This window comes from Skermanella stibiiresistens SB22, from assembly GCF_000576635.1.
Taxonomy (GTDB): domain Bacteria; phylum Pseudomonadota; class Alphaproteobacteria; order Azospirillales; family Azospirillaceae; genus Skermanella; species Skermanella stibiiresistens.
The window spans coordinates 233,933-247,573 of sequence record NZ_AVFL01000003.1 but is presented as its reverse complement, the minus strand read 5'-3'; the positions used below and the strand labels follow the sequence as shown (position 1 = coordinate 247,573).

Here is a 13,641-nt window from a genome sequence, read left to right as displayed (position 1 = left end):
ACTTGGCGGACGGTGGTTTCCTAAACCGTCGCAACGAAAAATAAACGTCAAAGGGAGAAAACGCCATGGGATGGAATGGCATCGGCCTCATCCGCAAGCTGATCGCGGCATCCGCGGTGTCGGTCGCCTGTACCCTCGTCATCCTTCCGGCACACGCCGAGATCAAGGGCTTGGAGATCATCGCCCCGGCCAATAGCGGCGGCGGCTATGACCAGCATGCCCGCGCCCTCCAGCAGGTCATGCAGGACCTGAACCTCGCCTCGAGCGTGCAGGTCGTCAACGTCCCCGGCGCCGGCGGCACCATCGGCCTGTCCCAGTTCGTCACCGCCAAGAAGCGAAACCCGAGCCTGATGATCGGCGGCTTGGGGATGATCGGAGCGATTCGGATAAACAAGTCGCCTGTCACCCTGGATCAGGTGATGCCGCTCGCCCTGCTGACCGGCGAGTACCAGCCGCTGGTCGTCGCGGCGGATTCGCCGATCAAGTCGCTCCAGGACCTGCTCGACAAGTTCAAGGCCGACCCCGGCTCGGTCTCCTGGGGCGGCTTCGCGGTCGGCAGCCCCGACCACATCCTGTCGGGGCTGGTGGTCAAGGCGGCGGGCGGCGACGTCACCAAGATGAACTACATCGCCAGCGGCGCCGGCGGCGAACTGATGGCCGCCCTGCTGGGCAACCACATCACCGTCGGGACCGGCGGCTACAACGAGTTCGCCTCCCAGCTCCAGGCCGGCAAGCTCCGCGCCATCGCGATCTCGGCGCCCCAGCGACTGCCCGGCATCGACGTCCCCACCTTCAAGGAGCAGGGGCTCGATGTCGAACTCGTCAACTGGCGCGCCGTGTTCGCCAAGCAGGACCTGAAGGCGGCGGAGAAAAAGCAGCTCGACGACGCCATGGCCCAGGTCACCGCCAGCCCGCAGTGGAAGGAGATCTCCGAGCAGCGCGGCTGGATCAACCTCTACAAGTCCGCCGACCAGTTCGCCGCCTTCCTAACGGACGAGAAGGGGCGGATCGAGGGCACGCTGATGGAGTTGGGTCTCGTCAACTGACGAACGTCACCGATTGACCGAGTCCCGATAAACTCTGTTGAAGGGTGCGGATGCGGAACCCGTTCAGGAGGTTTTCCATGAGGTCAGTCACTTCCCGCCACGCCGCCGGGCGCGTTCTCGCGGGCGCCGCCATCGCCATCCTAGCCTTGGCGTCGTCCGTCGCGGCTCCCACGAGCGCGCGGGCGCTCGAAGCCTCGACCAAGGTCTATCCGCTGCCCCAAGGGTCCGGTCCGCATGACGTGGCGCCGGCACCGGACGGCAAGGTCTGGTACACCGCCCAGCGCCAAGGTGCCCTCGGCATCCTCGATCCCCAAACGGGCGCCGTTCGGCAGGTGCCATTGGGATCGGGCTCGCGGCCGCACGGCGTCATCCAGGGGCCGGACGGGGCGGCCTGGATCACCGACGGTGGACAAAACGCCATCGTCCGGTTCGACCCCGCGACCGAGCAGGTCAAGGTCTGGAAACTGCCGGCGGACGCCGCTTCCGCCAACCTGAACACCGGCACCTTCGATCGCGACGGGATCCACTGGTTCACCGGGCAGAATGGCATCTACGGCCGGCTCGACCCGCGGACGGGGGAGATGCGGGTGTTCCGCGATCCGGAGGGCCGAGGCCCCTACGGCATCGCGGCCACGCCGGATGGCACGGTCTATTACGTCTCGCTGGCCGGCAGTCACTTGGCCCGGATCGATGCGGCGACGGGTGAGGCCACCGTCATCGAGCCCCCGACCGAGGACCAGGGAGCCCGGCGGGTCTGGTCGGATTCCAAGGGCGGTCTCTGGATCTCCGAATGGAACTCGGGCCAGCTCAGCCGCTTCGAGCCCGCGACCGGAGCCTGGAAGACGTGGAAACTGCCGGGCGACAACCCGACCGCCTACGCCGTCTATGTGGACGAGCGCGACATCGTCTGGGTCAGCGACTTCACCGCCAACGCCGTGCTGTCCTTCGATCCCACCCAGGAGCGATTCACCGCCGCCTATCCGGGCAGCGCGGAGGCCGCCAACGTGCGGCAGATCCTCGGCAGGCCGGGTGAGGTCTGGCTGCCGGAGTCGGGCACCGACCGGCTGATGCTGGTGCGGACCGACGACTGAGGCAACAGCTTGGGGAAACACGGGATGCGGATCCGGGACTACGCCGCCGCCGATGCCCCGGCCTTGGCGGAACTCTACCATCGATCTGTCCGCGGCATCGGCCCGAGGGATTATTCGGCGCGGCAAGTCGAGGCGTGGGCATCGCTCGCGCCGACCCCCGAGGAGATCCACCGCCGATACACGGATGGCCGAACCGCCCTCGTCGCCGTGGACGGCGGCGATCATCCGCTCGCCTTTGGTGACATCGAGGCTGACGGGCATATCGGGTTTTTCTACCGCGCGCCGGAAGCGGCGGGCACGGGTGCGACGACGGCGCTCCATGACGCGCTGGAGGCCACCGCCCTCGCCGCTGGGCTCGCCCGGATCCATGTCGAGGCCAGCGAGGCGGCGAAGCGTTTCCTCCTCAGTCGGGGCTTCGCCGTGATCAAGCGCCGGGATCTGCTGATCGGTGACGTTCCCATCCACAACTTCGCCATGGAGAAGTGGTTGCGGTAGGCCGCGACGGCTCCGGGGCGTCATCCAGCGCAGGGCAGGCCACGCGGTTCCGCCGCTTGACAGACTGTCCGGACCGGGCGCAGAGAAGTTGGATGATCCAGCGATCCCCCCTCGTCACGCCCGTCCTGCTCGCCGGCTGCCTCGTGGTGCTGGTCAGCTTCGGCATCCGCGCCTCCTTCGGCGTCTTCCAGCTTCCCATCGCGATGGAGTTCAACTGGCCGCGCGCCGAGTTCTCGCTGGCGATCGCGATCCAGAATCTCGCCTGGGGCTTCGGTCAACCCTTCTTCGGTGCCGCCGCCGAAAAGATCGGCGACCGCAAGGCGATCATCCTCGGGGCCTTGGCCTACGCGCTGGGCCTCGTGCTCTCCGCCGGCGCCACCCTGCCGATCGAGCATCACCTCTACGAGGTGCTGGTCGGGCTGGGCATCGCGGGAACCGGGTTCGGCGTGGTGCTGGCCGTCGTGGGGCGGGCCTCGTCCGACGCCAACCGATCGATGTCGCTGGCCATCGTGACCGCCGCCGGATCGGCCGGGCAGGTGCTGGGGCCGCCGGTGGCCGAGGGATTGCTGGCCTTGATGCCGTGGCAGGGCGTGTTCATGGCCTTCGCGGTGATGATCCTGGCGGCGCTCCTCGTGCTGCCCTGGATGCGCTCGCCGGCCCCGGCGTCCAAGGCCGAGCTTCAGCGGAGCATGGGCACGGTGGTGATCGGAGCGCTGCGCGACCCGAGCTTCGCCCTGATCTTCCTGGGCTTCTTCTCCTGCGGCTACCAGCTCGCCTTCATCACGGCGCACTTCCCCGCCTTCGTGGCCGAGGTCTGCGGCCCGATCATGCTGGGCGGCGTGCTGCACGCCATGGGCATCACGACGACCAGTTCGCTTGGCGCGGTCGCGATATCGATCATCGGGCTCGGCAACATCGCGGGCACGCTGGCCGCAGGCTGGGCCGGCAAGCGCTATTCCAAGAAATACCTGCTCGCCGCGATCTACACCGGCCGCACCCTGGCCTCGGCGTGGTTCATCCTGACGCCGATGACGCCGACCACGGTGCTGGTGTTCTCGGCCGTGATGGGCAGCCTGTGGCTCGCCACCGTGCCGCTGACCTCGGGCCTCGTCGCCCATCTCTATGGCCTGCGCTATATGGGCACGCTCTACGGCATCGTGTTCATGAGCCACCAGCTCGGCAGCTTTTTCGGCGTCTGGCTCGGCGGGCGGCTGTACGACGCCTATGGCAGCTACGACGCCGTATGGTGGATCGGCGTCGGCATCGGCGCCTTCAGCGCGCTTGTCCACCTGCCGATCCGGGAGAGTGTCAGACCCTTGGCGGCGGCTCCCGCCTAGGGAGCCGCGCGCGCGGGATCGGCGACGGGATCAGCCAATCCTCGCCTTGAGCCAGTCCGCCGCCTCCCGCAGGCACTCGTCGCCCTGCGGGATGACGCGGGTCAGCGAGATGAAGGCGTGGATCTGGCCGGGAAATTCCCGATAGGTCACCGGCGTTCCCGCCGCCTCCAACCGGTCGGCGTAAAGGCGTCCATCATCCAGCAGTGGATCGAAGCCGCCGGTGACAATCATCGCGGGCGGCTGGCCGCCGAGGTCGCCGGCGCGCAGCGGCGAGACGCGGGCATCGTCGGCCTGTTCCCGCGAGGTGAGGTAGAGGTCGGTATACCACAGCACCCGGTCGCGGGGCAGGATGTGGGCGTCGGCCAGTTCCAGGTGGGAGGGCAGGTTCCAGCCCAAATCCAGCGAGGGGTAGATGAGAAGCTGGGCCACCGGCACGGGTTCGCCGCCGCCGACCAGGGCTTGGCACACCGCCGCCGCGAGATTGCCACCCGCGCTGTCGCCGCCGATCGCCAGCCGCTGGGGATCGGCGCCGAGCGTCGCGGCGTTGGCCGCCAGCCAGCGCCAAGCCGCCAGACAATCCTCCAGCCCGGCCGGGAACTTGTGCTCGGGCGCCAGACGGTAATCGACGGCGAGGACCAGCGAGCCGGACCAGGCCGCGAGCTTGCCGCAGGCGCCGTGGTGCGTCTCCAGCCCACCCTGCATCCACCCGCCACCGTGGAAATACAACAACAGGGAGCGCGGCCCGGCTCCGGCGGGCGCGTAGAGCCGCAGGGGGATCGGTCCAGCCGGTCCGGGGCAGGTCAGGTCGGAGACTTCGATCGAGCCCGGAGGCGGCTTGTCCAGCAACTCGACCATCTTGCGAAACTGACCGCGCGCCTCCTCCGGTGTCGGCAGCGCGCCGGGGGGACGGAGGCGCTTGATCACCTCGCCGACGATTTGCGCCTTGGGATCCATCACCCGCTCGCCACGCCGGATGAGACGCCCCTCCAGCAACCGTGCCGCCTCCGGCTCGGTCAGATGGATGTGCTCGAATGTCAACTCGGTTTCCGGAATGTCGCCTGTCACGCTGGTCTTCCCTCCTGATCGTCCCATGCCTGGATCGCGGGTCCGATGGGCTACATGGCAAACTAGCCGTTGGACGCCCGTCATTCACCCCGGAATTTTTGGCCCTGATGTTTTCGGATGGTCCGACCGCCCGTCGCGAGTCGCATCCTGATCCACCATGATCCTGGACGAATTCCGCCAATCACCGCTGGCGCGGTGCGCTCTCTCCCGTCTCCTGGAAGCCTCCCGGGTGAGAGAAACCATAGCTTTCCAGGTGAAATCGTCGCGACGCGCGTTTTTCCATTTGTCCTGACGCGAGCTGTTACTTGACGCCTCCTTTGACGGTCCCGCGCGGTCGGTCTCAAAGCGTGGGAACGACGACGCGATGCTGCCGTGTTGCGCGGCCACCGATAAACGCGTATGGAATTCCGGAATGGACATGCGGAACAGCATGCGACCAATAGGGAGGAAAGATCATGAAACAATTCAATCTTTTGTGCCGTACCGCGGCCGCGGCGCTGTTCGCCGGGATGCTGGCGCTGCCGTCGCTCCCGGCGGCGGCCCTGACCTTGAAGGCCTCGCACCAGTGGCCGAGCGGCACGGGCGACTTCCGCGACGAGATGATCCAGATCATCGCCAAGGAACTGGCCGCCGCCAATGTCGACCTCGACGTCCGGGTGTTTCCCGGCTCCTCCCTGGTCAAGCCGCGCGAGCAGTGGAGCGCGCTGTCCAAGGGCCAGATCGACATCTCGCTGTTCCCGCTCGACTACGCGGCGGGCAAGCACCCGCAGTTCAGCGCCACGCTGATGCCGGGTCTGGTCAAGAACCACGAGCACGCAATCCGGCTGTCCAAGTCGCCGTTCATGGATGACATCAAGAAGATCGTCGAGGGCGAGGGGATCATCGTGATCGCCGATGGCTGGCTGGCCGGTGGCTTCGCGTCGAAGAAGCAATGCATCCTCAATCCGGAGGACGCCAAGGGGCAGGTGATGCGCGCCGCCGGCCCGATGTTCGAGCGGATGCTGGCGGGAGCCGGCGCCTCGCTGGCCTCGATGCCCAGTTCGGAAATCTACACGGCGATGCAGACCGGCGTGCTCGACGCCGCCAATACCTCGTCGGAGAGCTTCAGCTCCTATCGCCTGCAGGAGCAGGTCAAGTGCATGACCCCGCCGGGCGATCAGGCCCTGTGGTTCATGTACGAGCCCTTGCTGATGTCCAAGCGCAGCTTCGACCGGCTGGAGCCGAAGCAGCGGGAGGCGCTGATGGCCGCCGCCAAGAAGGCGGAGGACTACGGCTTCAAGAAGGCGGCCGAGGCGGACGCCTCGATGGTCGACCTGTTCCAGAAAGCCGGCGTCGAGATCGTCCACATGACCGCCGCGCAGGCCGATGCCTGGCGCGCGCTGGCCAAGGAGACGTCCTACAAGACCTTCGCGGCCGAGGTCCCCAACGGCCAGGCGCTGATCGACAAGGCGCTGGCCGTCGAATAACCCCATCACGGCCCCCCGTCCCGGACCAGAATATCCGGGACGGGGCGGAAAAGGGACCCCCATGGACATTTTCATCCGGAGCGTGGCGGTGTTGTCGCGGGCCTGCGGCTTCGTCGCGGGCTCGCTGATCCTCATCTCCATTTTTGTCGTCACCCACATGGTGGTCCAGCGCTACGCCTTCGGCCAGCCCACCATCTGGCAGACCGAATTCGTGATCTACGCGCTGATCGCGTCGACGCTGATCGGCAGTCCCTATGTCCTGCTGCTTCGCGGCCACGTAAACATGGACATCCTGCCGATCTACGCCGGCCCGCGCCTGCGCTTCGCGCTGGCGATGGTCGCCTCGGTCGGAGCGCTGGGCTTCTGCCTGCTGCTGTTCTGGTTCGGCGCGTGGTACTGGCACGAGGCGTGGTCGAAGGACTGGCACTCCGACACGCTGTGGCGGGTGCCATTGTGGATTCCCCACCTGTCGCTGCCGGTCGGCATGGGCATCCTGTCGCTGCAATACGTCGCCGACATCCTGAGCCTCGTCACCGGCAGGACCTTGCCCTTCGGCCTGCCGCCGAAGACTGGCACGGACGCCCTGGTCGAGTCCTTCCCCGCGCATGTGGATACGCTGACATGAGCCCGCTGTTCATGGGACTGTTCGTGCTGCTGGGCACGCTCCTGGTCATGGCCACCGGAATGCCCATCGCCTTCTCGCTTGGCATCGTCTCGGTGGCGGCCCTGGTCGCCTTCGAGGGGCCGCGCAGCCTGGAATTCATGGCCGAGACCTTCCTGGGCGGCCTCGACGACTTCACCCTGGTCTCGATCCCGATGTTCGTGCTGATGGGGGCGGCGGTCGCGTCGTCCCGCGCCGGGCGCGACCTGTACGAGGCGCTGGACCGCTGGCTCTACCGGGTGCCGGGCGGGCTGGTGATCTCCAACCTGGGGGCCTGCGCGCTGTTCGCGGCGCTGACGGGATCGTCGCCGGCGACTTGCGCCGCCATCGGCAAGATGGGCATCCCGGAGATGCGGAAGCGCGGCTATCCCGACGGGATCGCCACCGGCTCGATCGCGGCGGGCGGCACGCTGGGCATCCTGATCCCGCCCAGCCTGACCTTCATCCTCTATGGCATCGCGACCGAAAGCTCGATCGGCCGGCTGTTCCTGGCCGGCGTGGTGCCCGGCATCATGCTGACCGCCCTGTTCATGGCCTGGACGTGGTTCGCCGTCCGCCGCAGCGGCCACCAAGCCTACGATCCCGCCTTCCGCTGGACCTGGGCCGAGAAGTTCGCGGCCTTGCCCAAGGTGCTGCCGTTCCTGGCGATTATCGGGGCCGTGATGTGGGCGCTCTATGGCGGCGTCGCGACACCATCCGAGGCGGCGGGGGTCGGGGCGCTGTTCTGCCTGCTGCTCGCCATCGTGATCTACCGCATGTGGCGGATCCAGGATCTGGTCGCGATCTTCCGCGACACGACCAAGGAGTCGGTGATGATCCTGATGATCATCGGCACCTCGATCCTGTTCGCCTACATGCTGACCAACCTGTACCTGACCCAGTCGCTGGCGGAGTGGATCGCGGCGCTCGACGTCAACCGCTGGGTGCTGCTGGCGGCGATCAACGCGATGCTGCTGGTCGCCGGATGCTTCCTGCCGCCGGCCGCCATCATCCTGATGACGACGCCGATCCTGCTGCCGATCATCACCGCCGCCGATTTCGACATCATCTGGTTCGGCGTCATCCTGACCATCAACATGGAGGTCGGCCTGATCACGCCACCGGTCGGCCTCAACCTCTACGTCATCAACGGCATCGCCCCCGACGTGCCGCTGTCCCGCATCCTGTGGGGCTCGCTGCCCTACGTGATGTGCATGCTGCTGGCGATCCTCATCCTCTGCGTCTTCCCCGGCATCGCCACGTGGCTGCCGGACCTGCTGATGGGACCGGCGTGAGCGTGTTCTGGGCACGGGACTGGTCCATGGGCGGGCCCGTGCCCTATGTCGACTCCTCGGCGAGGGAGGCGAACCAAGCGGCGTAGGGCGTGTTCCTCGCCATGCGCCTGTTATGGTCGGGGGAGCCGTCGGTCCACCAGACGGGACCGCGCTCCCCCAGGGACCGCTTGGCCGAATCGACACGCTCCCGCGCCGAGGCCAGTTCGCCCGGATCGCCCTTGGCGGCACGCACGGCGCGCCGGGCCGCCATCAGCTCGCGTACCAATCGCTCACGTTCCACCGGATCCAGGTCCGGATCGCTGGTGCGCCACAATCGGCCCCTCACGACGAAGTAGCGGCCATCCGGTGTCACCGGATGGCGATCAGGGGATGACATTCGGATTTCCAACCAAGATCAAGACCAATACCCGCCACTCGCCCGCGTTCGCCGCCCTCCGGGTGCCTTTATCAAGCTTATCTGGCGGGGCCCGCGACTTGAGATAGTGCGGCCAATGCGATGTCCATACTGATGGTGTCGTTCTCCAGGCCGGCCCGGATCGGCGACGGCCATACCACACCGGACAACGCGGTTGCGATGCAATAAACACCAACGCTCGCATGAACACGGCGGGCGCGCAAGCAATACTCATTCCTAACCGTTAAGTTACCAATTACTCCTTGACTTGAAAACGGTTTGCATCCTGAAATCATACGCCGACCCGGATCAGGGATCCGGACCGACGCCATGGGCGTGTGTCCGACGTTTCCAGGAACCGTAGGCCCAAGAAAGCGTAAGAAAATAACAATCAACAGTCGAGGAAACGCTATGATCGGACGTAGAAGTGCCCTCATCGGCATGGCGACCGCCGTACTGGCCGGAGCCATCCCGGTTCAGGCGACAGTCGCCCAGGAGAAGAAGACCCTGGCCTTCGTGGTCAACGTCCCGGCCGATTTCTGGCAGATCGCGCGGCGCGGCACCGAGAAGGCCCAGAAGGAACTGCCCAACTACAACATCGAGTTCTACATCCCCGGCGAGATGTCGGCCGCCGCTCAGAAGCGGATCATGGAGGACCTGCTCGCCAAGGGCGTCGCGGGTATCTCCATCAGCCCGGTCAACCCCGACAATTCCACGGAAATCCTCAACCAAGTGGCATCCAAGGCCGCCCTGTTCACCCAGGACGCCGACGCGCCCAAGTCGAACCGCGCGCTCTACATCGGGACCGACAACGTGGCCGCCGGCCGGCAGGCGGGCGAGCAGATGTTGAAGTCGCTGCCGAACGGCGGGAAGGCCATGGTGTTCGTCGGAACCATGGACGCCGCCAACGCGCGGGAGCGCCTGCAAGGCATCAAGGAGGCGATCGCCGGCTCCAAGATCGAGATCCTGGACGTTCGGACGGACGGCGGTGACCAGACCAAGGCCAAGGCCAACGTCGAGGACACCCTGACGAAGTACCCGAACATCGACATGCTTGTGGGTCTCTGGGCCTACAACACGCCACAGATCTACAACGCGGTGAAGGCCGCCGGTAAGGAGGGCACGCTCAAGATCGTCGGCTTCGACGAGGACCAGCAGACCCTCAAGGGCATTTCCGACGGCGCCATCGACGCCACCGTGGTCCAGCAGCCCTACGAGTTCGGCTACCAGTCGATGATCTATCTCGCCAAGTACATCGAAGGCGACCGATCCTTCATCCCCGCGGACAAGCAGAAGATCATCCCGACCCAGGTGATCGACAAGTCCAACGTCAAGGAGTTCTCGGCCAAGGTCAGGGATCTGCTCAAGAAGTAGCCCGCCAGGGGTCCGGGTTCCTCACGCCGGACCCCTGTTCGTCATTCGGTGTTCGTCATTCGGTCGGGAGCGCGCGGGGACCATGGCTCCTCGCGCGCCAATGAGGTTCGCGTATGTCGCATACTCTTTTGGAACTGCGCTCGATCACCAAGACCTATCCGGGCGTCAAGGCCCTCCGCGGTGTCGATCTGACGGTCGGCAAAGGCGAGGTCGTGGGCCTGATCGGCGAGAACGGCGCCGGCAAGTCGACATTGATGAAGATCCTGGGCGGCGTCGTCAAACCCTCGTCGGGCACGATCGTGATCGATGGCGTTCCGAAGCCGGCGTTGAGCATCAAGGACGCGGCCCATGCCGGCATCGCCTTCGTCCACCAGGAACTGCACCTTTTCGAAAACCTCGACGTCGCGGCCAACATCTATATCGGGCGGGAGCCGCGCAAGGGCGGCATCCTCAACCTGATCGACAACGCCGCGCTGCACCATCGCGTCAAACCCCTGCTGTCGCGTTTGGGCGTCGATTTCAAACCGGACGACCCCGTCGAACGGCTGTCCATCGCCCAACGCCAAATGGTCGAGATCGCCAAGGCGCTGTCGATGGACGCCCGCGTCATCATCATGGACGAACCGACCTCCAGCCTGACGCTGACCGAGACCGACAAGCTGCTGAAGGTCATCGCCGACCTCAAGGCCGCCGGCGTCAGCATCATCTACATCTCCCATCGGCTCAACGAGGTGAGGCACTGCGCCGACCGCGTCGTGGTGCTGCGGGACGGCCGCCAGGTCGGCGAACTGCCGAAGGCCCAGATCACCAGCGCCGCGATGGTCCGGCTGATGATCGGGCGCGACCTCAAGTCGCTCTACATCCCGCCCAAGGCGGGGATCCGGCCGGGTGGCCTGGAGGTCCAGGGTCTCGTCACCTCCGCCTTCCCCAAGCGGGAGGTTTCGCTCAGCGTCAGCCGCGGCGAGATCCTGGGATTGGCCGGTTTGATCGGTGCCGGCCGGACCTCGATGGCCCAGGCGATCTTCGGCGTCGATCCGGCCCTGCGCGGGCGCATCCTGCTGGATGGCGAGCCCATCTCGATCAAGGTGCCGGCCGACGCCATCGCGCGGGGCATCTATCTCGCCCCCGAGGACCGGAAGAAGTCGGGGCTGCTACTCGACATGACGGTGGCGGAGAACATCTCGCTCCCGGATCTCAGCCGCTTCGCCAAGGCCATGCTGGTCGATACGGCGCGTGAGGCGACCGTCGCCAAGGAGCAATGCCGCTCCCTCGCGATCAAGACTCCGACCATCGACACCGACGCGGTGACCCTGTCGGGAGGCAACCAGCAGAAGATCGTCCTGGCGAAATGGATCTCCATGCGCCCGCAATTCATCATCTTCGACGAGCCGACGCGCGGCATCGATGTCGGTGCCAAGGGCGAGATCTACGCCCTGATGCGGGCGCTCGCCGACGCCGGCGTCGCGATCCTGATGATCTCCAGCGACATGGAGGAGGTGATCGGGGTGAGCGACCGGATCGCCGTCATGCACGAGGGCCAGATCAGCGGGTTGCTCGAACGCTCCCGGTTTTCGGAGCACAACGTCCTGATGCTCGCGGTCGGGAACTTGGCCAAGGAGGAAGCGGTCGTCCATGCTTAAGAAAGAACTCGGCCTGCTGGTCTTGATCCTGGTCATCGGGTTCATCACCGCCGCGATCAACCCCCAGTTCGCGTCCCAGGTCAACCTGATGAACCTCGCCAACCAGATCGGCCTGTTCGGGCTGATCTCGATCGGCGTTGGGCTGGTGATCATCACCGGCGGCGTCGAACTGTCGGTTGGATCGATGTTCGCGCTGCTGGGCGTGATCTTCTTGGATCTCTTGGTCAATCACGAGTTGGGGTGGCCCCTCTCGCTCCTCATCACGCTCGCCGGCGGCTCGGCGCTGGGCGCGATCCACGGCTTGCTGGTGACCCGGCTCAAGATGCAGCCCTTCGTGGTGACCTTATGCGGCCTCCTGCTGTACCGGGGCATCGCCCGTTGGTACACGGCGGATTCGACGCAGGGATTCGGCTATGGCGAGGGCTATGAAACGCTCGAATGGCTGATGTCCGGCCGAACCTACAACATCCCCCACACCTTCATCTTCCTGATCATCGTCGCGGCCATCATGGCGGTCGTCCTGCACCGCTCAGTCTATGGTCGGTATCTATTCGCCGTCGGCAAGAGCGAGGAGGCCGCCCGCTTCTCCGGCATTCCGACCAACGCCGTGATCACCATGGCCTATGTCATCGCGGGCACGCTGGCCGGCATCTCCTCCGTGTTTTTCGTCTTCTACACCCAATCGGTCTCGCCCTCCGCGCACGGCAACTTCTATGAGCTTTACGCCATCGCCGCCGCGGTGTTGGGCGGCTGCTCGCTGCGCGGCGGCGAGGGCTCGATCCTCGGCATCGTGCTGGGCACCGTCCTGCTGCAAGTCCTGCAGAACCTGGTCAACATCCTGGGTATCCCAAGCTCGCTGAACTTCGCGGTCATGGGCGCGGTGATCCTGCTCGGCGTGCTGACCGACCAGCAACTGCAACGCCGCCGCCAGCACAGGCTGGCCACGGCCAGCGCCGACGCCCGCGAGCTCGCGAAGGAGGGAACGGCCGGCGCCGCCGTCTGAGCGGTATGCCGGTCAGTCGGATCGGAGGAAGTTCTCCACGAGATCGGCGAACTCCTCCGGCCGCTCGACGCTCGACAGGTGCGCCGCGTCGAGCCGGGCCAGCCGGGCCCCGGGGATGTTCGAGCGGATGAACTCCCCCGCGGCCGGTGGTGTCGACGCGTCCCTGTCGCCGACGATGACGAGGACCGGGTGCCGGATCGGGCCCAGGTCGCCCCGCAGGTCGAGATCGCGGATGGCGGCGCAGCAGCCGGCGTAGCCATCCACCGGCGTCGCCGCCACGACCCGGCGGATGCGGGCCACCGTTCCGGGCTCCCGCGCGCGGAACTCGGCCGGGAACCAGCGCTCGACCGTGGGGGATGCCAGCGCCTCCATGCCGAGCGCGCGGGCGTTGGCGATCCGCTCGTCCCACAACTCGCGCGGCGGCATCTGCGCCGCCGTGTTCGCCACGACAAGCCGCCGCATCCGCTCGGGTGCGTGGGCCGCCAGCCATAGCCCGGTCATGCCGCCCATGGAGATGCCGCACCAGTCGGCGCGGTCGATGCCCAGATGGTCCATCAGGGCGACCACGTCCAGGCCCAGCGCGTCGATCGAGTAGTCACCGAGGGGCGCGCCGCTGCTTCCATGGCCGCGCTGGTCGTAGCGGACCACGCGGAAGCGCTTGGCCCAGTGGCGGACCTGCGCGTCCCACATGGACACGTCGGCGGCGAGCGAGTTGGAGAGGATGAGGGCGGGGGCGTCCGCCTTCCCATCAACCTCGTAGTGGAGGCTCCAGCCCTCCATTGGACAGAACGGCAT

General features: G+C 66.4%; 13 protein-coding genes. 10 read left to right on the top strand and 3 right to left on the bottom strand.

The features are described 5' to 3' along the window. Positions 1-65: 65 nt before the first annotated feature. From N825_RS06230 to N825_RS06215, 4 genes are all read left to right on the top strand, one after another. A complete protein-coding gene (locus tag N825_RS06230; RefSeq protein WP_037448341.1) occupies positions 66-1,046 on the top strand; it encodes a Bug family tripartite tricarboxylate transporter substrate binding protein in 981 nt (326 codons plus the stop codon). A 77-nt stretch (positions 1,047-1,123) separates the two neighbouring features. Beyond that, complete coding sequence (locus N825_RS06225) at positions 1,124-2,137, top strand: Vgb family protein (protein WP_051511620.1); 1,014 nt, start codon at positions 1,124-1,126, stop codon at positions 2,135-2,137. Between the two features lie 24 nt (positions 2,138-2,161). Continuing rightward, positions 2,162-2,632, top strand: coding sequence for a GNAT family N-acetyltransferase (locus N825_RS06220; RefSeq protein WP_037448338.1), 471 nt, complete (start codon positions 2,162-2,164; stop codon positions 2,630-2,632). A 92-nt stretch (positions 2,633-2,724) separates the two neighbouring features. Then, positions 2,725-3,969: an MFS transporter gene (locus N825_RS06215; RefSeq protein ID WP_037448334.1), complete on the top strand. Its 1,245-nt coding sequence runs from the start codon at positions 2,725-2,727 to the stop codon at positions 3,967-3,969. A gap of 30 nt (positions 3,970-3,999) precedes the next feature. Here N825_RS06215 and N825_RS06210 read toward each other — a convergent pair whose 3' ends face one another. Next, positions 4,000-5,034, bottom strand: coding sequence for an alpha/beta hydrolase (locus tag N825_RS06210; protein ID WP_051511619.1), 1,035 nt, complete (start codon positions 5,032-5,034; stop codon positions 4,000-4,002). 455 nt (positions 5,035-5,489) lie between these two features. On the opposite strand from N825_RS06210, the gene dctP reads away from it, so the two are divergent. The 3 genes from dctP (at position 5,490) to N825_RS06195 (ending at position 8,435) form a co-directional block, all read left to right on the top strand. Beyond that, a complete protein-coding gene (gene dctP, locus N825_RS06205; protein ID WP_037448331.1) occupies positions 5,490-6,500 on the top strand; it encodes a TRAP transporter substrate-binding protein DctP in 1,011 nt (336 codons plus the stop codon). A 61-nt stretch (positions 6,501-6,561) separates the two neighbouring features. Next, a complete protein-coding gene (locus N825_RS06200) occupies positions 6,562-7,125 on the top strand; it encodes a TRAP transporter small permease (RefSeq protein ID WP_051511618.1) in 564 nt (187 codons plus the stop codon). Further along, positions 7,122-8,435: a TRAP transporter large permease gene (locus N825_RS06195; protein WP_037448329.1), complete on the top strand. Its 1,314-nt coding sequence runs from the start codon at positions 7,122-7,124 to the stop codon at positions 8,433-8,435. Before N825_RS06200 ends, N825_RS06195 begins: the two co-directional genes overlap by 4 nt. A 43-nt stretch (positions 8,436-8,478) precedes the next feature. Here the strand turns inward: N825_RS06195 and N825_RS06190 are convergent, their stop codons facing one another. After that, entirely contained in the window at positions 8,479-8,811 is a 333-nt protein-coding gene (locus N825_RS06190; RefSeq protein ID WP_037448327.1) for a hypothetical protein, read from the bottom strand. A gap of 429 nt (positions 8,812-9,240) precedes the next feature. On the opposite strand from N825_RS06190, the gene N825_RS06185 reads away from it, so the two are divergent. The 3 genes from N825_RS06185 (at position 9,241) to N825_RS06175 (ending at position 12,846) form a co-directional block, all read left to right on the top strand. After that, the gene (locus N825_RS06185) at positions 9,241-10,203 is read left to right on the top strand and encodes a sugar-binding protein (RefSeq protein ID WP_037448324.1); all 963 of its coding nucleotides are present in this window, start codon (positions 9,241-9,243) and stop codon (positions 10,201-10,203) included. A 113-nt stretch (positions 10,204-10,316) separates the two neighbouring features. Beyond that, positions 10,317-11,843 carry a sugar ABC transporter ATP-binding protein gene (locus N825_RS06180; RefSeq protein WP_037448322.1) on the top strand — a complete coding sequence of 509 codons (1,527 nt, stop codon included), beginning with the start codon at positions 10,317-10,319 and terminating at the stop codon, positions 11,841-11,843. Further along, complete coding sequence (locus tag N825_RS06175) at positions 11,836-12,846, top strand: ABC transporter permease (protein WP_037448320.1); 1,011 nt, start codon at positions 11,836-11,838, stop codon at positions 12,844-12,846. The genes N825_RS06180 and N825_RS06175 overlap by 8 nt, the downstream gene beginning before the upstream one ends. A gap of 12 nt (positions 12,847-12,858) precedes the next feature. Here N825_RS06175 and pcaD read toward each other — a convergent pair whose 3' ends face one another. Further along, a complete protein-coding gene (gene pcaD, locus N825_RS06170) occupies positions 12,859-13,641 on the bottom strand; it encodes a 3-oxoadipate enol-lactonase (protein ID WP_037448317.1) in 783 nt (260 codons plus the stop codon).

Excerpts from the sequence above, each read along its gene's own strand:
- N825_RS06220 (WP_037448338.1), top strand. The coding sequence starts at position 2,162 with ATGCGGATCCGGGACTACGCCGCCGCCGATGCCCCGGCCTTGGCGGAA.
- N825_RS06175 (WP_037448320.1), top strand. The coding sequence starts at position 11,836 with ATGCTTAAGAAAGAACTCGGCCTGCTGGTCTTGATCCTGGTCATCGGG.
- N825_RS06195 (WP_037448329.1), top strand. The coding sequence starts at position 7,122 with ATGAGCCCGCTGTTCATGGGACTGTTCGTGCTGCTGGGCACGCTCCTG.
- N825_RS06180 (WP_037448322.1), top strand. The coding sequence starts at position 10,317 with ATGTCGCATACTCTTTTGGAACTGCGCTCGATCACCAAGACCTATCCG.
- N825_RS06200 (WP_051511618.1), top strand. The coding sequence starts at position 6,562 with ATGGACATTTTCATCCGGAGCGTGGCGGTGTTGTCGCGGGCCTGCGGC.
- dctP (WP_037448331.1), top strand. The coding sequence starts at position 5,490 with ATGAAACAATTCAATCTTTTGTGCCGTACCGCGGCCGCGGCGCTGTTC.
- N825_RS06190 (WP_037448327.1), bottom strand. The coding sequence starts at position 8,811 with ATGTCATCCCCTGATCGCCATCCGGTGACACCGGATGGCCGCTACTTC.
- pcaD (WP_037448317.1), bottom strand. The coding sequence starts at position 13,641 with ATGCCGTTCTGTCCAATGGAGGGCTGGAGCCTCCACTACGAGGTTGAT.
- N825_RS06185 (WP_037448324.1), top strand. The coding sequence starts at position 9,241 with ATGATCGGACGTAGAAGTGCCCTCATCGGCATGGCGACCGCCGTACTG.
- N825_RS06225 (WP_051511620.1), top strand. The coding sequence starts at position 1,124 with ATGAGGTCAGTCACTTCCCGCCACGCCGCCGGGCGCGTTCTCGCGGGC.
- N825_RS06215 (WP_037448334.1), top strand. The coding sequence starts at position 2,725 with ATGATCCAGCGATCCCCCCTCGTCACGCCCGTCCTGCTCGCCGGCTGC.
- N825_RS06230 (WP_037448341.1), top strand. The coding sequence starts at position 66 with ATGGGATGGAATGGCATCGGCCTCATCCGCAAGCTGATCGCGGCATCC.